Below are 20,946 nucleotides of genomic sequence, written 5' to 3' on the forward strand. Positions count from 1 at the left end.
TTCGTCCCGCAAGGCTTCGCATGATGCGCGTTCGCAATTACGCCGCGAACGATCCGCGCCTCGGCCCGCCGTCGATGCGCAGGCGGCGCTTGCTGCTCGCCATTCCCGTGCTCGGCACTATCGTGCTGGTGATTCTGTGGGCCGTGATCTTCGCGCGGCTTTCGGTGGAGCGCGAGGCGACCACGCACGAGTCGATGTCCTCCGCCGCCATTCTCTCGTCGGCGCTCGAACAGCACACCATCAAGGCGATCCATCAGGTCGATCAGATCACGCGCTTCGTCAAATACGAGTATGAGAAATCGCCCGATAACTTCGATCTCATCGCCACGGTCGAGAAAGGCGTCGTGCAGAGCGACACGCTCGTGCAAGTCGCCCTGATCGATGAAACCGGCATGCTGATCGCCACTACGGCCGACCCGCATCCGAAGCCGATCGATCTGTCCGATCGTGAGCACTTCAAGGTGCATCTGCATTCCAACGACGATCTGCTCTATATCAGCCGCCCGGTACGCGGGCGCGTGTCGGGCTTGTGGACGCTGCAGATCACGCGGCGGCTCAACCATCCGGACGGCTCGTTTGCGGGCGTGGTGGTGGTATCGGAAGATCCGGCGTATTTCACCAGCGACTTTTATAACGTGGCATCGATCGGACACGAAGGCGTGATTGCCGTGGTGTCCGACAACGGCGCGGTGCTCGCGCGCAGCACGGGCAGCGGCGCTTCCGATGCGCCATCGGCGACGGCGGTGGCTAAAGGCAGCGCGGCGCGCAACGCGTCTTCAACCGACCACGCCGCGCCCGCGCACGGCGAATTCAGCGCAAGCGGCGTCTATCCAACCATGGACCACGCTTCGGGTATTTACGTCGATCCGATCGATCACGTGAAGCGCATCGTGTCGTATCGGCATATCGATGGGTATCCGCTGGGCGTGCTGGTCGGTCTCTCCGAACGCGAGGAGATGATCGACTACAACCACACGCGCAACGTTTATCTGCTGATGGCGACATTCATTTCGCTCGCCATGCTCGGCTTCTTCGCGGTGGCGACGGGTCTGATCGGCAAGCTGCTGGGACGCGAGCGTGAGATGACGCATCTGGTCGAATACGATCTGCTCACCGGTTTGCGCAATCGCTATTCGACGCTGCGCGGACTGCGGCAGGACGTGGCGCAGGCGGAGAATATCGGGCGGCTGGCGCTGCTGTTTATCGATCTCGATAACTTCAAGACCGTGAACGATACGCTCGGCCACAATGCCGGCGATATCGTGCTGCAAATGACCGCATCGCGGCTGGCGGAAACGGTCGGGCAAAGCGGCACGCTGTCGCGTATCGGCGGCGATGAATTCGTGGTCGTGGTCAAGGGCGACGATGTCGAGCAAAGCGCGGTCACACTCGCCAACGATATCGCCACGATGTTCTCCACGCCGTTCGATGTGCGCGGCAGTGCGTTCGTGCTGCATGCGAGCATTGGCATCGCGCTGTTCTCGGTATCGAACGAAAGCGAAATCGATCTGCTGAAAAAAGCCGATCTGGCGATGTACAGCGCCAAGGATGCGGGCAAAAACTGCTACCAGTTCTACTCGCCGCAGTTGTCGCATCGCGCGGATCATCTGATGAAGTGGGAACAGCAGCTTCGCGTCGCGCTGACGGAGGAGCAACTGTTCCTCGTGTATCAGCCGAAAATCGATCTGGCGCGGCGCTGTATCACCGGTTTCGAAGCGCTCGTTCGATGGAACCATCCGCAGCATGGGCTGATTCCGGCGAACGAATTCATTCCGGTGGCGGAATCGACGGGATTGATCGTCGCGGTTGGCGACTTCGTGATTCATACGGCGTGCAATCAGCTCGCGCAATGGCAGCGCGAAGGTTATACGGGGCTATCGCTCGCGGTGAATATATCGGCGGTGCAGTTCTGGCGCGGTGACCTGCTGGAAACCGTCGCGCGCGCGATCACGAACAGCGGTATTCCGCCCGAGAAGCTCGAACTCGAAATCACCGAAACGGTGATGATGGAGTACCCCGAACTCGTGCAGGACAAGATCGCGGCGCTGAAGAAGCTCGGCGTGAGGATCGCGCTGGACGACTTCGGCACGGGTTATTCGTCGCTGTCGTATCTGAACCGCTTTTCTGTCGATACGCTCAAGGTGGATCGCTCGTTCATTCAGGCGATTCCCGAAGACCGCAGCGTCTGCGTGATGGTCGCGGCGATCGTGAATCTGGCGCGTTCGCTCGGACTGACCGTGGTGGTCGAAGGCACCGAGCGCGAGGAACAGATTGCGTGGCTTGCGGCGCTCGGGCCGGTAGAAGCGCAAGGCTTCCTGTTCTCGCGGCCCGTTCCGGCGGATGGCGTGCAGGCGCTGCTCGATCGATTCGGCGTGTGCGGATGGTTGCGCGGTGCGGCGCCGCGTACGCGTCCGGGTGTGGGACGCGAGCCGTCGAGTACCGAAGTCAGCGGGCGTTGATCTTTAAATGCCGCGTGACAGCACTGCCGTTCCGACCGTTACCACGCCCAACACGAGATTGATCACCACGAGCCGGCGCACCGTCGCGACGGCGCGTGCGCCATCGGGCCAGTTCTGCGCCTGCACCGCGCGTCTGATGCGCGGAAAGACCGCGAAGCGGATATGTCCGTAGATCAGCATCATCACGATGCCCAGACCGGCCATCGCGTGCAGAGGCCACGCGGCATGACCGCCGCCGTACTGCATCAGCATAAATCCGCCGGTCAGCAGAATCACGATCACCGCGCCCGCAACCCAGTTGAAGAATCGCCCGAACACCGCTTCCCAAAGCGGCAGGCGCAGTTGCGGCGCGAGATCGCCCAAGGCGGGACGCAGGCAAAAATGCGCGAAAACCATTCCGCCGATCCACACGGCCACGCCGAGGAGATGGAGGAACAGCGCGGCTTCGATGGCTTTGGACATTGTGGGTGTGGGTGACGCTTGGCGGCGCACGTCTGCTTGGAATAGAGACTAGGAAAGCGCCGCTTATGGTGAGTTCCCTATTCAGGGAGAATTTGTTTCACGCTTCTTAGGTTAGGGCTGCGTATCTATCCCAGTCGATTCGACAGCAGCCCTATACGCGATTACGACATCAGCCTTCGAACACCGGCCTCAAATCCGTCACCTTCAACGACGAATCCGGCGCGCGCCCCTTCCGCGCCCGCTTGCCGATATGCAACTCAAGTTGCGAGCCACTGAGCTTCTCGTCCCGCACTTTGCCGCCGCGCCCGGTGCCGATCATCACCACGCCTTGCTTGTCGATCGCCAGCGCCTGACGCAGCGTTTCCTTCGGATCGAGCGCCATCAGAATGACGCCGCGTCCGCCGCCCGACAGCGTCTTCATCTCGTCCATGCCGAACACGAGCAGACGCCCCGTGCTCGACAGACACGCGACCGCAGAAGCACCCGGCACGACCGGCATCGGCGCAAGCGGAACCGCGCCTTCATCGATCGTCATGAACGCCTTGCCCGCCTTCTGGCGACTGATGAGATCGCCGAGTTTGGCCATAAAGCCAAACCCGTTACTCGATGCCAGCAACAACGGCTGCTCCGCATTCGCCGCAAAGTAGTGCAGCAGATGCGTGCCCGATTCCAGTTCGATCAGCGACGTCACCGGCACGCCATCCCCGCGCCCGCCCGGCAGCGATGCCACCGGCACCGAATACACGCGCCCCTTGCTGCCCCACGCGATCAGCGAATCCGGCGTGCGCGCCTGGAACGCGGCATACAGCCCGTCGCCCTGCTTGAACGTGAAGCCGGCCGGATCGAGCCCATGGCCCTTCAGCGCGCGCACCCAGCCCCGCTGCGATACCACCACCGTTACCGGTTCATCCACCACCTTCGCTTCGAAAGTCGCGCGCGTGGCCTGCTGGATCAGCGTGCGGCGATCGTCGCCGTATTGCTTGGCATCGGCTTCGATTTCCTTGATGAGCAGGCGCTTCATCGAAGCATCGCTGTTGAGCAGTTCTTCGAGCTTGTTCTTCTCTTCGCCGAGGTCCTTCAACTCCTGTTCGATCTTGATCGCTTCGAGCCGCGCCAACTGACGCAAGCGGATTTCGAGAATGTCTTCCGCCTGCCGATCCGACAGATTGAAGCGCGCCATCAGCGCCTGCTTCGGTTCATCGCTTTCGCGAATGATGCGAATGACTTCATCGATATTCAGGAAGACGATCATCCGCCCTTCGAGAATATGGATACGGTCATTGACCTTGCCCAGACGATGCTGCGTGCGCCGCGTCACCGTCGCGAAGCGGAAGCCGATCCACTCGTGCAGAATTTCGACGATGCCCTTCTGACGCGGCCGTCCGTCCGCGCCGATCATCACCAGATTGATCGACGCGTTCGACTCCAGACTCGTATAAGCCAGCAGCGTATTCACGAACTCCGTCTGATCGATACGGCTCGACTTCGGCTCGAACACCAGCCGTACGGGCGCGTCCTTGCCGGATTCATCGCGTACGGCGTCGAGCAGCGCGAGCATCGACTGTTTGGTCTGTGCTTGTTCGGGCGTGAGCGCCTTTTTGCCGAGCTTGATCTTCGGGTTGGTGAGTTCCTCGATTTCTTCGAGCACTTTCTGGCTCGACGTGCCCGGCGGCAATTCTTCGATCACCACTTGCCACTGCGCACGCGCCAGTTCTTCGATCTTCCAGCGTGCGCGAACCTTCAGCGAGCCGCGGCCGTTCTCATACGCCGCCGAAATTTCGGCCTGCGACGAGATGATTTGCCCGCCACCGGGGAAATCCGGTCCGGGCATTTTCTCCATCAGACCCGCGTGGCCGATCTTCGGATCGCGGATCATCGCGACTGCGGCGGCGGCGACTTCGCGCAGGTTGTGCGACGGAATTTCCGTCGCCATCCCCACCGCAATGCCGGATGCGCCGTTCAGCAGCAAGAACGGCAAACGCGCGGGCAACAGCTTCGGTTCTTCGAACGCGCCGTCGTAGTTCGGCATGAAATCGACAGTGCCCTGATCGATTTCATCGAGCAAGAGACGCGCGATCGGCGTGAGGCGCGCTTCGGTGTATCGCATGGCGGCGGCGCCGTCGCCGTCGCGCGAGCCGAAATTGCCCTGACCGTCGATGAGCGGATAGCGCATCGAAAAGTCCTGCGCGAGACGCACCAGGGCGTCGTATGCGGATTGATCGCCGTGCGGGTGATATTTACCCAGCACATCGCCGACCACGCGCGCGGACTTCACCGGCTTGGCGTTGCTGGCGAGGCCCATCTCGCTCATCGCATAGAGAATGCGGCGCTGGACCGGCTTCTGGCCGTCGCTGACATCGGGCAATGCGCGGCTCTTGACCACGCTCACGGCGTAGTCGAGATAAGCGCGTTCGGCGTAATCGCCTAGCGTGAGTCGTTCGCCGTCCGGTGCGGTTTGCTCGGCGAAGAGATCGTCTGAAATTCCCATCGATTAAATTCTTCCTGATCCGTTCCTGAGGCGTCAGATATCCGCTTCGACTTCGTTGCCCTTCTCTTCCAGCCAGCTTCTGCGCGATGCCGCTTCGCCCTTGCCCATCAGCATGGTCATGCGCGAAACGGTCAGATCGAAGCCGAGGTCGCCGAGATGCACGGGCAAGAGGCGGCGCGTGTCGGGGTTCATCGTCGTATCCCAGAGTTGTTCGGCGCTCATTTCGCCCAAGCCCTTGAATCGGCTGATGCTCCACGCGGTTTCGCGCACGCCGTCCTTGCGCAGCTTGTCGAGGATGGCTTCGAGTTCGCCTTCGTCGAGCGCGTAAAGTTTCTGCGCGGGCTTCTTGCCGCGCGCGGGGGCATCGACACGAAACAGCGGCGGACGCGCGACGCACACATGACCGCGTTCGATCAGCTGCGGGAAGTGCTTGAAGAACAGCGTGAGCAGCAACACCTGAATATGCGATCCATCGACGTCCGCGTCCGAGAGAATGCAGATCTTGCCGTAGCGCAGATTCGAGAGATCGATCTGATCGTCGGGACCATGCGGATCGACGCCGATGGCCACCGCAATGTCATGCACTTCGTTGTTGGCGAACAGGCGATCGCGCTCGGTTTCCCACGTGTTCAGCACCTTGCCGCGCAAGGGCAGAATCGCCTGAAACTCCTTGTCGCGGCCCATTTTTGCGGAGCCGCCCGCCGAATCGCCCTCGACGAGGAACAGTTCGTTACGCGTGATATCCGTCGATTCACAATCGGTCAGCTTGCCGGGCAGCACCGCCACGCCCGAGCTTTTCTTCTTCTCGATCTTCTGGCCCGCACGCGCGCGCGCCTGCGCCTGGCGGATCACCAGTTCCGCGAGCTTCTTGCCGTATTCGACGTGCTGGTTCAGCCACAACTCCAGCGCCGGCCGCGTGAACGACGACACGAGTTTCACCGCATCGCGGCTGTTCAGACGTTCCTTGATCTGGCCTTGGAACTGCGGGTCCAGCACTTTCGCCGACAGCACGAAGGACACGCGCGCGAACACGTCTTCCGCGAGCAGCTTGACGCCCTTGGGCTGCAAGTTGTGAATCTCGACGAAGTTCTTCACGGCCTGAAACAAGCCATCGCGCAGACCGGATTCATGCGTGCCGCCTGCGGGCGTCGGAATCAGATTGACGTAGGACTCGCGCAAGAGCGTGCCCTCTTCGCTCCACGCGACTACCCACGATGCACCCTCGCCTTCGGCAAAGGTCTCTTCGGTGTTCTTCGAGCTTTCGGCGTAGCGCTCGCCTTCGAACAGCGGGATCAGCAGATCGCTGCCGCCCATGCCTTCGAGCAGATAACCGCGCAGACCGTCTTCGTATTTCCACGACTGACGCTCGCCGGACTTTTCGATCACCAGCACCACTTCCACGCCCGGCAACAACACGGCTTTCGAGCGCAGCAGGCGCTGCAATTCGCCGAGCGGCAGATTCGCGGAATCGAAATATTTCGGGTTTGGCCAGGCGCGCACGCGCGTGCCGTTCTTCTTCTCGCCGCGTTCGAGTGAGCGCGTGGTCAGTTGTTCGATGACATCGCCATTGGCGAAGGCGAGTTGCGCGGCCTTGTTGTCGCGCCAGACCGATACTTCGAGGCGCGTCGCCAGCGCATTCGTCACCGATACGCCGACGCCGTGCAAGCCTCCCGAGAACGTGTACGCGCCGCCTGCGGCTTTATCGAACTTGCCGCCCGCGTGCAAACGCGTGAATACGATTTCGACCACCGGCACGCCTTCTTCCGGATGCATGCCGAATGGAATGCCGCGCCCGTCGTCCTCCACCGACACAGAGTTGTCCGTGTGCAGCGTGACGATGATCTGGCGGCCGAAACCGCCGAGCGCTTCGTCGGAGGCGTTATCGATGACTTCCTGAATAATGTGCAGCGGATTTTCGGTCCGCGTGTACATGCCCGGCCGCTGCTTGACCGGCTCCAGTCCCTTGAGCACCTTGATCGATGCTTCGCTGTAGCCGGCGGCCTTGGCCTGCATGACAGACCGCTTGCCGCGTGTCGTGTCGATGGCGCTGGATTGTTTGGTGGACATAGTTGAACGTTGATTCGGGTTCGTGCTTCATCGTGCTTCGTGCACAAAGCCCCTGCGAATGCGTGATATCAGGCTTGGCCGGATCAGCGGCAAACCGGGCTGAAAGCCCGCCCGCCGATCCGAGCCGCGCTAGGAGAATAGCGGTTTTCGCTCGCCGCGCCCACCTCGGGAGCATAAAACGCTTGATGCGCGGCGCGCGTGACAACGATGTGAAGCCGATTATTTGCGCTTCGCTTCCAGCTCTTCCCAGCGTTCCAGCGCGACCAGCAACTCGTCTTCGATCGCCGCGTGACGTTCGGACAAGCGTGCGCCTTCCTTGGCGTCTTTGGCGAAGATCGAGCCGTCCGCAAGCTGCGCGCCGATGCTCGCCTGCTCCTGCTCCAGCGCCGCGATCCGCTCCGGCAGCGCTTCGAGTTCGCGCTGCTCCTTGAACGACAGCTTCACCGTGCGCTGCGCATTGCGGCCCGCCGCGCTTTCCTTTGGCCCTTCTTCCTTCGGCGCTTCTTTTGCCACCTGACGCGCCGCTTCCTCGGCGATACGCTCCGAACGTTCGCGCTGAATCTGCCAGTCGGAGAAGCCGCCGACATACTCGCGCCACTTGCCGCCGCCTTCCGCCGCGAACACGGACGTCACGACGTTATCGAGAAACTGGCGATCGTGGCTGACGAGCAGCACGGTGCCGTCGTAATCGGCGAGCAATTCTTCGAGCAGTTCGAGCGTGGGAATGTCGAGGTCGTTGGTCGGTTCATCGAGCACGAGGACGTTGGCGGGACGCGCGAACAAGCGCGCCAGCAATAGCCGATTCCGCTCGCCGCCCGATAACGATCGAACCGGCGAACGCGCACGTTCCGGCGCGAACAGGAAGTCGCCGAGATAGCTCATCACGTGCTTTTTCACGCCGTTCACTTCGACCCATTCGCTGCCGGGACTGATGGTGTCGGCAAGCGATTTGTCGAGATCGAGCTGCGCGCGCATCTGATCGAAATACGCGACCTGAATATTGGTGCCGACGCGCACGCGGCCATCGTCAGGCTGGAGTTCGCCCAGAATCAGCTTGAGCAGCGTGGTCTTGCCCGCGCCGTTCGGACCGACGAAACCGATCTTGTCGCCGCGCATCACGGTTGCCGTGAACTGATCGACGATAGTGCGATCGCCGTAGCGCTTGGTCACATCGGTGAGTTCGGCGACGATCTTGCCGGACTTCTCGCCCTGACCGACATCGAGCTTCACATTGCCTTGCACGTTGCGGCGTTCGGCGCGCTCGTTGCGCATTTCCACCAGCCGCGCAATCCGTCCGACGCTGCGCGTACGCCGCGCCTCGACGCCCTTGCGAATCCACACTTCTTCCTGCGCCAGCAGTTTGTCGAACTTGGCCTGCTCGACCTGTTCGATTTCAAGCTGCTGCGCCTTGCGCGTCTGATACGCGCTGAAATTACCCGGATACGACAGCAGCCGCCCGCGATCCAGTTCGACGATACGCGTCGCCACGCGATCCAGAAACGCGCGATCGTGGGTGATGAACAGCAGGCCCGTGCGCAGCGTGACCAGCAGTTCTTCGAGCCAGCGGATGCCGTCGAAGTCGAGATGGTTGGTCGGTTCGTCGAGCAGCAGCACGTCGGGCTGCACGACCAGCGCACGCGCCAGCGCGACGCGCTTTTTCATGCCGCCGGAAAGATCGCCCGCGCGCGCCTCGCCATCGAGGCCGATCTGCGCGAGCGTGGTAGCGACGCGCGTGCGCCAGCTCCAGGCATCGCGTAAATCGAGCGAGGATTGCAGCGCGTTCATGCGTGCGAGCAACTCGTCGTGTTTTACGCCTTCGGGCGTATCCGCGAGTGCGTGGGCGACGGCATCGTATTCGTCGAGCAGCGCGCGCGATTCGGTGAGGCCGGAGGCGACGACATCGAACACGGAGGCATCGAGATCGAATTCGGGTTCCTGCGGCACGTAGACCGTGGAGAGTTCGTTCTGGCGCGTGATGAGGCCGTCGTCGGGCGCGGCAAGGCCCGCGACAATTTTCAGCAGCGACGACTTGCCCGCGCCGTTGCGCCCGATCAGACCGACCCGCTCACCCGCTTCGAGCGAGAAGTCGGCGTGATCCAGCAATGCGACATGGCCGAACGCGAGTTGCGCGTCCGAAATGGAATAGAGCGACATGGGAGAACCACTTGCGTGACAACCGGAGGAAGCAGTGATTGTAACGGGCGATCCGTGCAGGACCGCCCCGCACGTTACGTTATTGCTTCACATGCACGTGAATCGTCGAACTCATCTCCGGCCCGTACGAGCGATGCGCACCGTCGGCGAACTGCATGGTCAGCGTGTGATCGCCGGGCGGCAGCTTCACATCGGCTTCGGTCTGGGCTTTGCCGTAGTGCAGATGCGTGTCGTCGAGCGGGACGACCGTGCCCTTGGGCACCGGTCCGCCGTCGATGATGATGTGATGGTGACCCGTGCCTTCCGTCATCGTGCCGGCGGGCGCGACGGTCATGCCGTCCACGCCGAATTTCACATGCACCGGACTGGTCACGGTCGCGCCGTCCTTCGGCTCGACGAAATACACGCGCGCCGATTGCGCCTGCGCCACACCCACGAACTGCGAGAGCACCAGCGCGCCGCAGAATACCGCGCCCCGGAAGGATTGCTTTAGCATCGTTTTCTCCTGTGATGGATTTCACCCGATGGCGCGCCTTTCATGCCACGGACGCAGCGCCACGGACGGCGACCAAGCATACACCGGACCTATCGCCGCAGCCGGTTAAGCCGTCATGGGAAATCGGGTAAGATGCGCCGCCGCGCGCCTCATTTTTGAGCACGCGCACCGTTTTCACCTTTTAAACCAAGAGTGTGTCGTGAGCGAAGTCATCGAATATAAAAGCTGGGTGTGTCTGATTTGCGGCTGGATTTATAACGAATCACAAGGCTTGCCGGATGAAGGCACCGCCGCCGGCACGCGCTTCGCGGATATTCCCGCCGACTGGCGCTGCCCGGAATGCGATGTCGGCAAGGAAGATTTCGTTGTCGTCGATTTCTGATTTTTGCGCGCGCTTTAACGGGCGACCGCGATCAGTTCGCGGCTCGCTCCATCCACCGGCGCGCGGTTCCAGTCTCCGTACCATTCGATCGTTGCGAATCCCGCTTGCCTGATTAAGCGCTCGAGTTCCGCCTGAGTGCGAAATTTAAGCTCGCTCGGCGCAGCGACCTCTTCTCCCGATGCGAAGCGATAGTGCGTCGTGAACGCCACGCGCCCGGTTTCATCCGGATCGGGCTGCGCGTGGTGCTCCTGCCAGACTTCGGCATCTCCGATACGCCGCATCGAGCGCTCGGGCGTCCACACGTCCCACGCGCGCGCCGCCGGATTCCGGCTTTCGAACGCGATGCGTCCGCCCGGCCGCATCGCGCGACGCGCGGCTTCGAGCGTGGCGAGGAACGATTCATCGTTGAGAAAGATTTGGGCGACGTGGCCGGTCATCAGCAATAAATCGACGGGACCGACGAAGCTCAACGCGCCCGCATCGCCTTCGATCCACGTCACGCGCTTGCCTTCCGGCCGATGCCGCGCCACGCGCAACATCTCCCGCGACGGATCGATGCCCGTCACGCGATATCTGCGCTGCGCCAGCTCGCACGCCAGCAGCCCGGTGCCGCATCCAAGATCGACGATATGTGCCGCGGATTCCGCCAACGCCAGATAAAACTCCGTGTCCGGACCGAAGGGATTGAGCGTGTCATATAACGCGACGATGCGCGGATCGGAATAAAGCATCAGCGGTCCTGATAAGCGAGGGCGTCGCGCATCGGCTCGCTGCGGACCGTGATCGGGCCGGTGAACGGCGTATCGAGGTCGAGGATGACGAGCACGGCAGACGCGATGGAAAGCGCCCCGAGCATGATCGTCACCAGCGACAACGCATTGCGCGGCGCGATCAGCCCGAAGCACAGAAAAATGATCAGCAGCCAGCCGACCAGAATGCGATCGAACGGATACGAAATCGATCCCTTCGCCTCTTCGATCAGCTTCCAGCGCAGCGCCAGCAGTTGCTCGAAGCGCTGAGCGCCTTCTTCCGCCAGCCGATGATGGTAGGCATCGGCGGGCTTGAGTTGACGCACTTCGTTTTGGCCCTGGCTTAATAGATCGCCGAGTTCGCGGCTGACGAGGTCATCACTGCGCGCAGGCGATGGATCGATCTTCGGATAATCGCCTTTTGGCGGCGCTTCGCCCGGCCACGTGCTCGCGATCGCCGCAGCCGTGTACGCACGCAATTGCCCGCGCGCGTGATCGAGATCGTGGCCGTAATCGCGCATCAGGTGATCGAGTTGGATCAGCGCGGTGGCGTAGCTGCGCACGTCGGTGTTGGTCGTATCGAATTCGGTTTTGGCGGAGGCGGTCAACAGGCCGAGCACGAGCGCGGCGAACGTGACGAGCATACCCATCACCAGTTGAATAAGCTGCACGGTTTCCTGCGCCTTGTGCTCTTCGGGCAGCATCGGCCGGACGATCGCGCCGAGCGCGGTGCTGCCGAGCAGCAGCACGAACACGAGAATGGCGGATTGGACTTCGGTCATGAGCGACAAAACCGTTGCGGGGCGTCGCTGCATTATGGGCAATAAAGGCGCGTCCGTTCAATGACCGTGCACGCGCAAAAAAGCCCGCGACGATGGCGGGCTTCATGGCTTCCAACTCTCTGGTCCCCCCGGCGGGAATCGAACCCACATCTAGCGCTTAGGAGGCACTCGTTCTATCCATTGAACTACGGGGAGCGGACCGTGGCGCGCCGGTCAGTCAGAGCCACCCGGCGAGCGAGCGCAGAGTATAGCAAACGGCATCGCCGTTAAGCGCAGCGCGATACGGCACGAAACCGAGGGTTTTTCCCTATCAACGTTTCGCTCGATTACGCCGCCATCGCAGATATGAACACACACACCGAAACCAGGCCGACCACCGCGCTTTCCACGGTGCTCGCCGAGCAGGAACTGACGCATCTCGAACTGGTGCTGCGCCGCGCGCTATCGTGCGGGCTGGGCGGGCCGCTGTTGTCGCCTTCGTACTGGCGCGAGCGGATCGCCACGGTCACGCGTCAGGTGCATCTCTCGCCGACGCAGATACAGACCGTGCATCGGTTGTATCTGACGATCGATTTGTTCGAGCTGGACATGCAGCGCAAGAGCGCACGCACGCTCAGCGCCCAACTCAGTGCCGATGCCTGAGCCACCAGTCGCGCAACGAATGATGATGCTCCATGCTCCCGGGCGTCTGCTGCCGACGCTCGCGTAACTCATCGCGCCAGTCGTGCGCGAGCAGAACGAGACCGAGCGCGGCGAGCGCCGCAAGGCCGACGAGTATGCTGGACAGATCTAACATGGCGCCCTCCGGGTCTTATCGCCGCCATGCTTCAATCATAGGTCACGCACGCCCGGTCGGCACCGTCCTTATGCCTTTGCAGCCTGTCGCGCGCGTTGTTGTTGCGCATGGGCGGCCAAACGCACGGCTGCGTTCGCCGCGCCATAACCATCGTAGCCGCCGCGTCGTTCGATCACTTCGAGAAAGAATCGCTGATCGAGTTGCTCCGTGTAGGCATGGAAGAACTCGCCGCCACGTTCATCGCGATCGTAGAGGATGTTGTGCTCGTGCATCGTGTCGATAAGCTCATCGGGCAGGCCGAAGCGCGCGACCAGATCATCGTAATAATTGCGCGGAATGCGCAGGAATTTGACGCCGTCGGCTTCGAGACGCGGAATCGCATCGAAGATATCAGGCGTGCTGAAGGCGACGTGATTCAAGCCCGATCCGCGATACGTCGTCAGCGTCTCTGACACCGCCGTATATCGATCCATCGATGCATTCAGCGCAATGCGCACCGAACCATCGCGGCTGCGCACCGCACGGCTGCGCACAAGCCCGTACGGGTCGGGCACCAGCACGGCGGCTTCCGTTTCGAAGCCGAACGCGCTGCGGAAGAACAGCACCCAGGTATCGAGCGCATCGGCGGGCAGCGAGAGGCACACGTGATCGATACGCTCCAGCGGACCGACTTCATACGGCCCATCGATATCCGTCAGGTTGAAGTCCATTTCCCATAGCGTCGGGCCGCCTTTGGCTTCATCGACGAAATAGTCGAGGCTGCCATCGGGCGATTGCACGCCCGGCACTTCGCGCTCGTTCGGTCCGATCCGCCCGGCAAACGGCTTCGACCCATACGCCGCCGCGCGATCGAACGCTTGTTTGGCGTCATCGACATGAAACGCGGACGCGCACAACGACAAACCGTGCTGCTGAAAGAACGTGCTCGCGAAAGAATCCGCTTCGGCGTTGAGCACGATCGATCCCGCGCCATGCCGATACAAAGCCACATCCTTCGACCGATGTTTGCCCGCCAGCCTGAACCCGAGCTTGCCGAGCCAATCCGCGACATGCGCGCGCGTGGTTTTATCGACGGCGAATTCGAGGAACTGGAAGCCGATATGCTCGGGCGGCGCGGGCGGGTTGAAGAGTGCTTCAGGCGCTTTGTCGCCCATCAGCGCGCGCGTCTGTTCCTCCAAAAACCGCAACGAGCGATGCCCATCCGCCGCCGTGATCGCGGTCGGCGCGGCGCGGAAGCCATCGTTGAAAATTTCGAGCGATAGCGGGCCTTTGTAGCCCGCTTCCAACACGCGCGCAGTGAAGCCGGCGACATCGAACGCGCCCTGCCCCGGAAAGCAGCGATAGTGACGGCTCCATTCGAGCACGTCCATCACCATGATCGGCGCATCGGCGATCTGCACGAAGGCGATCCGATCGCCCGGAATCGCGGCGATCTCGTCCACGCTGTCGCCAATCGACATCGTGTGGAAGGTGTCGAGTGCGAGGCCGAGCGACGGATGATTCACGGCATCGACCAATTTCCACGCGTGCTTGTACGAGTTGATGTAGCGGCCCCACGCCAGCGCCTCGTACGCGACGATCACGCCGGCTTCCTGCGCGATCTTCGCCAGCACGCCGAGTTGATCGGTGATGAGCGCGTCGTCGCGGATGGTGTCGGGCGAGACGTTGCTGCACACCAGAATGCGGTCGGTGCCCAGTTCGTGCATCAGCTCGAACTTGCGTTTGGCGCGCTCGACGTTCTTCGCGAGCCGTTCGGCGCTCACGCCGTCGAAGTCGCGGAACGGTTGGAACAGATAGATTTCGAGGCCCAGGTCCGCGCACATCTTGCGGACATCGGCGGGCGTGCCTTCGTAATACAGCAAGTCGTTCTCGAAGATTTCGACGCCGTCGAAACCGGCTGCCTGGATCGCCTTCAGTTTCTCGGGAAGCGTCCCGCTGATCGATACCGTTGCAATGGATGTCCGGACTGAACGCAGCATCGCTGCCTCCTCGTAGCAAGGTGAATCAAGTGTAGACGCTGCGCGCAATCCACGTCATTCTGCGAGAGAATAACAAACTAACTAGACCGTACAAATACGTGAAAACACCGAAGGACAAGGTTTTCGGGTGCGGTCACACTGCGCACATTCATTTTTTCGCGGTGCAGCATCGGCTGTTGCCGCCCCTTACTTCGCGGGAGCCGTGCGCAACATGACCAGCAAAACGTCGTATCTCATCGGATTGATCGGTTCGGGTATCGCGGGTTCGCTCACGCCCGCCATGCACGAGCAGGAAGGTCGGCATCTGGGGCTGAACTATGTGTATCGGCGAATCGATTTGCAGGCGCTGAAGCTCGAACCCACCGCCCTGCCCGATCTGCTCGATGCCGCCGAACGAATGGGTTACGACGGCCTGAATATCACCTATCCGTGCAAGCAACTGGTGATCCCGTTGCTCGACGATCTCGACCCCGACGCGCGCGCGCTCGGTGCGGTAAATACGGTCGTGCTGAAGGACGGCAAGCGGATCGGCTACAACACGGACTGGTCGGGCTTTGCGCGCGCGTTTCAGCGCGGTTTGCCCGGCGCGCCGATGGAACGCGTCGTGCAACTTGGCGCGGGCGGCGCGGGCGCAGCTGTCGCGCACGCGGCGCTGACGATGGGCGCACGCACGCTCACCCTGTTCGATGCCGATGAAACCCGCGCCGCATCGCTGGCGGCGGAACTGGGCGCGCGCTTTCCCGATCGCACAGTGCGCGCTGGCGGCGATCTGCGCGCGACGCTGGCCGAAGCGAGCGGCCTGATTCACGCGACGCCGACCGGCATGGCAAAGCTGCCCGGCCTGCCGCTGCCTGCCGAATATCTGCACCGAGAATTGTGGGTCGCGGAAATCGTGTATTTCCCGCTGGAAACGGAGTTGCTGAAGGTAGCGAAGTCGCTCGGCTGCCGCACGGTGAGCGGCGGCGGCATGGCCGTGTGTCAGGCCGTCGATGCCATGCGCATTTTCACGGGCCTCGAACCGGACGCAGAACGCATGTTCGCGCATTTCCAGACTTTGCTGGAGCGTTGATTTTTTCGTGCTCTTGAAACAAAACGGCGGTGCTCTCCAATAAGAAGCACCGCCGTTTTTCATGCATCAAGCATCGCGCCGCATGAACCGCAGCACGGAATCGATGATCATCTCGCGATGACGCGCGCGTGAACGCGGTCCCGACGGATCGCGCCCGAAGGCCGCGCCCCACGTATGCCGATTGGCAATGCGATGAAAACACATCGAGCTGATCATCAGGTGCAGATCGATGGGATCGACGTCTTCGCGGAACTTGCCCGCCGCGACGCCACGCGCGATCAAATCTTCGATCGTCTTCACGACGGTCGAATTACGCGTCTTGAACGTCTTCGATTGTTCGATGTACTTCGCGCTGTGAATATTTTCGATAGTCACCAGCCGCACGAAATCGCGGTGTTTATCGTGATAGTCGAAAGTGAAGCCGACGAATTCGCGCAGCGCTTCTTCCGGGTCCATTTCCGCAAGCTGCAATTCCTGTTCGAGCGCGCGAATATCGCCGTAGACCTGCTCCAATACCGCTTCGTACAAGCCTTCCTTGCTGCCGAAGTAGTAGTACAGCATGCGCTTGGTGGTATTCGTACGCTCCGCGATAGCATCGACGCGCGCGCCCGTGAGACCCATCGACGAGAATTCCTGCGTGGCAATATCCAGGATATTCCGCTTGGTCTCCTCAGGATCGTACTTGCGCCGCCCTTCCGTGGAAACCGGCGAAGGCGCGGTAATCGCGGCCTTGTTCGCTTCGCTGGCGGACTTGCTTCCTCTTTTCATTTTTGCGCTTGAGAACGGCCGCTTGACATCGGCATTGGGAATCGATTCTAGCATGCAGGTTATACCCGGCTTAAGCGCGTTTTCCGAGGCATGACCCTATACTTCGAATAGCCCGCAATACATAAAACAGGATACGCATGACGCGCTCGATCACGCATTCGACCCTACTCGCCGCTGCTCTCATGGCGATGCTTCTGCAATCCGCCGTCGCGCAGGATCAATCGCCTCAAATGCCGAAAGGCCATCCGTCGCGCGAGCAATTGCTGGCGGCCGAGGGCGTGATGACCAGCGCGAATATCGCGCGGGGCGCAGCGGATGTCTGCCATATCGATACAGCAAAAGTCGCGCGTTTCAAAGAGGCCGCGCGCGCCAATTTCCCCGACGCGCCCGACTTCGATGGCGAATGGAAGCTCGGTCTCGCGCAGGCTCAGCCGACCGTCGATCGATTCGCCCAGATGAAGACCAGCAATCCTGCGCAATACAAGAAGGAAATCGGCGAGGCGTGTCCGGCGCTGACCAAGGGTATCGATGAAGTCACGCAGCCGCAATAAAGCGGCTTAGTCGTTCCTGGCGTCGCCTTCGCGTTCGTAGTGGGCGCGCTTTTCGACGTACATCGCGTGATCGGCGCGTTGCAGCATGGGTTCGAGGCGCTCGCCTTCGTGCGCGGTGGCCGCGCCCATCGCGAACGAAAGCGGCATGCCCGAATAAAACTGATTGTTCACTTCGAGCAACTGACGAATGCTGTCCATCACCGCTTCGCCGCCGCGTTCGTCGGTGCCCGGCAACAGCACCATAAATTCGTCCCCGCCAATACGCGCCGTCTGGAACGGTTTCTCCACCGCCTTGCTCAGCACTTCGCCCGCGCGTCGCAACAGCGCGTCGCCGGCGGCGTGGCCGAGTTGATCGTTAACAGTCTTGAGGCCGTTCACATCGATCGCAATCGCCGTCACCGGATACGGACCCTTGCGCTCCAGCCGATTGACTTCATCGATATAAAACGAGCGATTCTTGAGCTTGGTCAGCACGTCGTGCTTGCCGAGAAACTCCAGATACGCCTCGGCCTTCTTGCGCGCGGTGATATCGGTCAGCGCGACCAGCACCAGATCCCAGCGCGCCTCGTGCCCCGGAAACACCGAGAATTGCAGATGCACATGCACTTCGTTGCCATCGAGCGAATAGTTGATGACTTCGCGCTGATGGAAGAGTTTGCCCTCCCATAGCTCGATCAACTGCTCCTGAAAGTGCTGCTGCATATCGTCGCGGAACACGTCGGGCAGGCGCGCGAGCAGCGTGGCTTTGTCGGGCGCGGCGAACATGCGCAGCGTGTGCTGATTCACGTCGAGCACATGAATCTCGTGCATACATCGTTCGATGAACTCGGGATGCACATTCGTGAACGTACGAAAATCGACGATGCCGCGATCGCGCACATCGTCGAGCAGCGTTTTCACGGAACTGAAATCTTCCACCCACAGCGACACGGGCGAATGCTCGAACAAACCGCGCGCGTACAGCTCGCTCATACCCACACGGCGTCGCGTGGTCTCAAGCTCCGTAATATCTTCGATGGTCACGAGCACGCGGCTCCACGTCGCTTCATGACCGGGCAGGATCACAGCCTTGAGCAACACGTCGAGACGCTTGCCGTCGAGCGTGTAGTTGACGGTCTGACTGACGAATTGCGGCTTGCCGGACCAGAGCTGTTCGAGTTCATCGACGTGCGTCGTGAGCATGTCGTCGCGGAACACTTTCGACAGGTTCTGCACGAGATGATCGAGGTCCGTCGCGCCGAACAGCGTGAGCGTGCGTTGATTGACCTTCAGCACGCGAATCCGCGACGAGCATTCAGCGATGTGCGCGGTGTCGTCGTTCAGAAACGCGCGCAGGTCCGACACCCCCGCCGCGCGCCAGCGATCGAACTGTTCGCGCACGGCGCTGAAATCCTCCAGCCACAGCGATACCGGCGCGAGTTCGAACATATCGGCGTCGTCATCGGCAATGGCGGCGGGCGCGACGTTTTGCGCGGCATTTGTCGGCATGCGGGGCGTAATAAGTTGGGTCCTGTCGTCCATCTCGATATTGTAGCCTGTCAAATTCCGCCGACGAATGGCGGAAAATGGCGGGTGGAAAACCCACAATCAGCGCCGCGATCCGAATTCAGGGGCGGATGCTAGACTCGATCGATAGCGGTCGAGAGCGCGGCGCTTACGGGCACGTTTGCTGCACGCCCTCTCACCAAACCGGCGCGACCCCGCGCCCTCGACAACAAGCCAAGCAAGGAGGCACGACTCTCATGGCTGATTTCCGCATCTGGTCCGACGAATTTCCGGCCAACGGTTTTATGGCGCGCGCCCAGGAATTCGATCAGCAAGCCTTCGGCGGCTCGGGCGACAACATCTCGCCCGCGCTGCAATGGGAAGATCCGCCCGCCGATACGGGTAGCTTCGCCCTCACCGTCTACGATCCCGACGCGCCCACCGGCAGTGGTTTCTGGCATTGGGTCGTGGTCAATCTCTCCGCCGATTGCCGCTCGCTGCCGCGCAACGCCGGCAAAGCCGATGGCAGTCTGCTGCCCGCTGGTGCGCTGCAACTGCGCAACGATTACGGCACGGTCGGTTTCGGCGGTGCTGCGCCGCCGCGTGGCGACAAGCCGCATCGCTATATCTTTCGGATTCATGCGTTGCAGGCCGAAGGATTGCCGATCGATCCGAACGCGACAAACGCCGTCGCGCGTTTCATGACGCATCTGAACGAGATCGATTCGGCTACGTATACCGGCCTTTACGAACTGAAATAAAACCCGCCAGCGCGCGACTTCGCCTCGCGCGCTTTTCTTTTGAGCCTTCCAAAAAGCGTTCGCCCATCGATGGATACGGACCAAGGACTTCCCCTGCCCCAGCGTTACTGGGCGATCGCAGTCGTGGCGCTCGGCGTCACGCTCGCGGTCATCGATGGCGCGATCGCCAATGTCGCCTTGCCGACCATCGCGCATCATCTGAACGCCTCGCCTGCGGATTCGGTGTGGGTGGTCAACGCGTATCAGCTCGTGATCGTGATGTCGCTGTTGCCGCTGGCGTCGCTGGGCGATCGCATCGGGTACAGGCGGGTGTATATCGCGGGGCTGGCGTTGTTCACGGCTTCGTCGTTTGCCTGCGCGTTGTCCGGGTCGCTGGTCGCGTTGATTGCGGCGCGCGTGGTTCAGGGCTTCGGCGCGGCGGGCATCATGAGCGTCAACGCGGCGCTGATCCGCGAGATCTATCCGCAGAAGCATCTCGGGCGCGGTATTAGCATCAACGCGACCGTGGTCGCCATTTCATCGGTGATCGGGCCGACGGTCGCGTCCGGCGTGTTGTCGATCGCGACGTGGCCGTGGCTGTTCGCGGTGAACGTGCCGATCGGCATCGTCGCGGTGATCATCGGCGTACGCGCGCTGCCGCGTAACGCGGGCCACGATCAGCCTTTCGACTACGTCAGCGCGCTGATGAACGCGTTGTTCTTCGGCCTCGCCATCATCGCGGTGGATGGGCTCGGGCGCGGCGAGCATCGTCCGTACGTCATAGGCGAATTGATCGCGGCGGCTGTCGTCGCGTTCTTTCTGGTGCGCCGTCAATTGCCGCAGGAAGCGCCGTTGCTGCCGGTCGATCTGCTGCGCATTCCGGTGTTCGCGTTGTCCATCGGCACATCGGTTTGCTCGTTTTGCGCGCAAATGCTGGCCTTCGTTTCGCTGCCGTTTCTGATGCAGAGCGGCTTCGGCATGAGTCAGGTCGAAACCGGCTTTCTGATGACGCCGTGGCCGCTGGTGATCGTCTTTATCGCGCCGATTGCGGGCATGCTCGCGGACCGCTTCCCGCCCGGTTTGCTCGGCGGTGCCGGGCTGATTGTGCTGAGCGTCGGGCTGGTGCTGCTGGCGACCGCAGGCGCGCATCCTCATGCGCTCGATATCGCGTGGCGCATGGCCGTGTGCGGGCTGGGCTTCGGCGTGTTTCAGACGCCCAATAATCGGCAGATGTTGTCGGCGGCGCCGCGTCATCGAAGCGGCGGGGCGAGCGGCATGCTCGGCACCGAGCGCCTGACCGGTCAGACGCTCGGCGCGGCGCTGGTCGCGCTGATCTTCGGCATCGCGCCGCAGCATGGACCGGTGATCGCGCTGTACGTTGCAGCGGGCTTTGCGGCAACGGCATCGGTCGTCAGTCTGCTCAGGCTTGCGGGTAAGCGCAGCGTCGAGACAGCCTAGCTGGGCACAGCCATTGCTGCCGTTTCCAACAAGGTTTCCGCGATGCGGAGACGTTCGAAAC

Annotated in this window: 18 protein-coding genes and 1 tRNA gene; 7 read left to right on the forward strand and 12 right to left on the reverse strand. The window is 61.8% G+C overall.

Annotation, left to right across the window (positions count from 1 at the left end):
- Positions 1-20 precede the first annotated feature (20 nt).
- Positions 21-2,459, forward strand: coding sequence for an EAL domain-containing protein (locus P7F28_RS16495; protein WP_277185579.1), 2,439 nt, complete (start codon positions 21-23; stop codon positions 2,457-2,459).
- Between the two features lie 3 nt (positions 2,460-2,462).
- On the opposite strand, the gene P7F28_RS16500 is transcribed toward P7F28_RS16495, so the two are convergent.
- The 5 genes from P7F28_RS16500 to P7F28_RS16520 all read right to left on the reverse strand — a co-directional run bounded on the left by P7F28_RS16500 (position 2,463) and on the right by P7F28_RS16520 (position 10,126).
- Complete coding sequence (locus P7F28_RS16500) at positions 2,463-2,921, reverse strand: CopD family protein (RefSeq protein ID WP_277185580.1); 459 nt, start codon at positions 2,919-2,921, stop codon at positions 2,463-2,465.
- Between the two features lie 169 nt (positions 2,922-3,090).
- Positions 3,091-5,409 carry a DNA topoisomerase IV subunit A gene (gene parC, locus P7F28_RS16505; protein WP_277185581.1) on the reverse strand — a complete coding sequence of 773 codons (2,319 nt, stop codon included), beginning with the start codon at positions 5,407-5,409 and terminating at the stop codon, positions 3,091-3,093.
- 33 nt (positions 5,410-5,442) lie between these two features.
- Positions 5,443-7,422, reverse strand: a complete 1,980-nt coding sequence (locus P7F28_RS16510; RefSeq protein ID WP_277185624.1) for a DNA topoisomerase IV subunit B — start codon at positions 7,420-7,422, stop codon at positions 5,443-5,445.
- Between the two features lie 273 nt (positions 7,423-7,695).
- The gene (locus P7F28_RS16515) at positions 7,696-9,630 is read right to left on the reverse strand and encodes an ATP-binding cassette domain-containing protein (protein ID WP_277185582.1); all 1,935 of its coding nucleotides are present in this window, start codon (positions 9,628-9,630) and stop codon (positions 7,696-7,698) included.
- A gap of 79 nt (positions 9,631-9,709) precedes the next feature.
- Positions 9,710-10,126 carry a DUF4399 domain-containing protein gene (locus P7F28_RS16520; protein WP_277185583.1) on the reverse strand — a complete coding sequence of 139 codons (417 nt, stop codon included), beginning with the start codon at positions 10,124-10,126 and terminating at the stop codon, positions 9,710-9,712.
- Positions 10,127-10,325: 199 nt separating this feature from the next.
- Between P7F28_RS16520 and P7F28_RS16525 the strand changes: the two genes are divergently transcribed.
- Complete coding sequence (locus P7F28_RS16525) at positions 10,326-10,508, forward strand: rubredoxin (protein WP_277185584.1); 183 nt, start codon at positions 10,326-10,328, stop codon at positions 10,506-10,508.
- A 14-nt stretch (positions 10,509-10,522) separates the two neighbouring features.
- Here P7F28_RS16525 and P7F28_RS16530 read toward each other — a convergent pair whose 3' ends face one another.
- The 3 genes from P7F28_RS16530 to P7F28_RS16540 form a co-directional block, all read right to left on the reverse strand.
- On the reverse strand, positions 10,523-11,239 hold the full coding sequence (locus P7F28_RS16530; protein WP_277185585.1) for a bifunctional 2-polyprenyl-6-hydroxyphenol methylase/3-demethylubiquinol 3-O-methyltransferase UbiG: 717 nt from the start codon (positions 11,237-11,239) through the stop codon (positions 10,523-10,525).
- Positions 11,239-12,039 carry a hypothetical protein gene (locus P7F28_RS16535; RefSeq protein WP_277185586.1) on the reverse strand — a complete coding sequence of 267 codons (801 nt, stop codon included), beginning with the start codon at positions 12,037-12,039 and terminating at the stop codon, positions 11,239-11,241. Before P7F28_RS16535 ends, P7F28_RS16530 begins: the two co-directional genes overlap by 1 nt.
- Before the next feature lie 120 nt (positions 12,040-12,159).
- A tRNA-Arg gene (locus P7F28_RS16540) sits at positions 12,160-12,234 on the reverse strand.
- A 150-nt stretch (positions 12,235-12,384) separates the two neighbouring features.
- On the opposite strand from P7F28_RS16540, the gene P7F28_RS16545 reads away from it, so the two are divergent.
- Entirely contained in the window at positions 12,385-12,681 is a 297-nt protein-coding gene (locus P7F28_RS16545) for a hypothetical protein (protein ID WP_277185587.1), read from the forward strand.
- Here the strand turns inward: P7F28_RS16545 and P7F28_RS16550 are convergent.
- Both P7F28_RS16550 and P7F28_RS16555 read right to left on the reverse strand, forming a co-directional pair.
- The gene (locus tag P7F28_RS16550) at positions 12,665-12,835 is read right to left on the reverse strand and encodes a hypothetical protein (RefSeq protein WP_277185588.1); all 171 of its coding nucleotides are present in this window, start codon (positions 12,833-12,835) and stop codon (positions 12,665-12,667) included. The genes P7F28_RS16545 and P7F28_RS16550 overlap by 17 nt on opposite strands.
- 68 nt (positions 12,836-12,903) lie before the next feature.
- Entirely contained in the window at positions 12,904-14,814 is a 1,911-nt protein-coding gene (locus tag P7F28_RS16555; protein ID WP_277185589.1) for a bifunctional sugar phosphate isomerase/epimerase/4-hydroxyphenylpyruvate dioxygenase family protein, read from the reverse strand.
- Positions 14,815-15,025: 211 nt separating this feature from the next.
- Between P7F28_RS16555 and P7F28_RS16560 the strand changes: the two genes are divergently transcribed.
- A complete protein-coding gene (locus tag P7F28_RS16560) occupies positions 15,026-15,883 on the forward strand; it encodes a shikimate dehydrogenase (protein WP_277185590.1) in 858 nt (285 codons plus the stop codon).
- A 66-nt stretch (positions 15,884-15,949) separates the two neighbouring features.
- Here the strand turns inward: P7F28_RS16560 and P7F28_RS16565 are convergent, their stop codons facing one another.
- Positions 15,950-16,651, reverse strand: coding sequence for a TetR/AcrR family transcriptional regulator (locus P7F28_RS16565; RefSeq protein ID WP_277185591.1), 702 nt, complete (start codon positions 16,649-16,651; stop codon positions 15,950-15,952).
- 137 nt (positions 16,652-16,788) lie between these two features.
- On the opposite strand from P7F28_RS16565, the gene P7F28_RS16570 reads away from it, so the two are divergent.
- On the forward strand, positions 16,789-17,202 hold the full coding sequence (locus tag P7F28_RS16570) for a hypothetical protein (RefSeq protein WP_277185592.1): 414 nt from the start codon (positions 16,789-16,791) through the stop codon (positions 17,200-17,202).
- Between the two features lie 6 nt (positions 17,203-17,208).
- Here P7F28_RS16570 and P7F28_RS16575 read toward each other — a convergent pair whose 3' ends face one another.
- Complete coding sequence (locus P7F28_RS16575; RefSeq protein ID WP_277185625.1) at positions 17,209-18,690, reverse strand: sensor domain-containing diguanylate cyclase; 1,482 nt, start codon at positions 18,688-18,690, stop codon at positions 17,209-17,211.
- A gap of 254 nt (positions 18,691-18,944) precedes the next feature.
- On the opposite strand from P7F28_RS16575, the gene P7F28_RS16580 reads away from it, so the two are divergent.
- Positions 18,945-19,448 (forward strand): YbhB/YbcL family Raf kinase inhibitor-like protein, encoded by a 504-nt coding sequence (locus P7F28_RS16580; RefSeq protein ID WP_277185593.1) that lies wholly within the window; start codon positions 18,945-18,947, stop codon positions 19,446-19,448.
- 69 nt (positions 19,449-19,517) lie between these two features.
- On the forward strand, positions 19,518-20,885 hold the full coding sequence (locus tag P7F28_RS16585) for an MFS transporter (RefSeq protein WP_277185594.1): 1,368 nt from the start codon (positions 19,518-19,520) through the stop codon (positions 20,883-20,885).
- Positions 20,886-20,946 lie beyond the last annotated feature (61 nt).

The organism is Caballeronia sp. BR00000012568055 (genome assembly GCF_029439455.1).
Classification (GTDB): domain Bacteria; phylum Pseudomonadota; class Gammaproteobacteria; order Burkholderiales; family Burkholderiaceae; genus Caballeronia.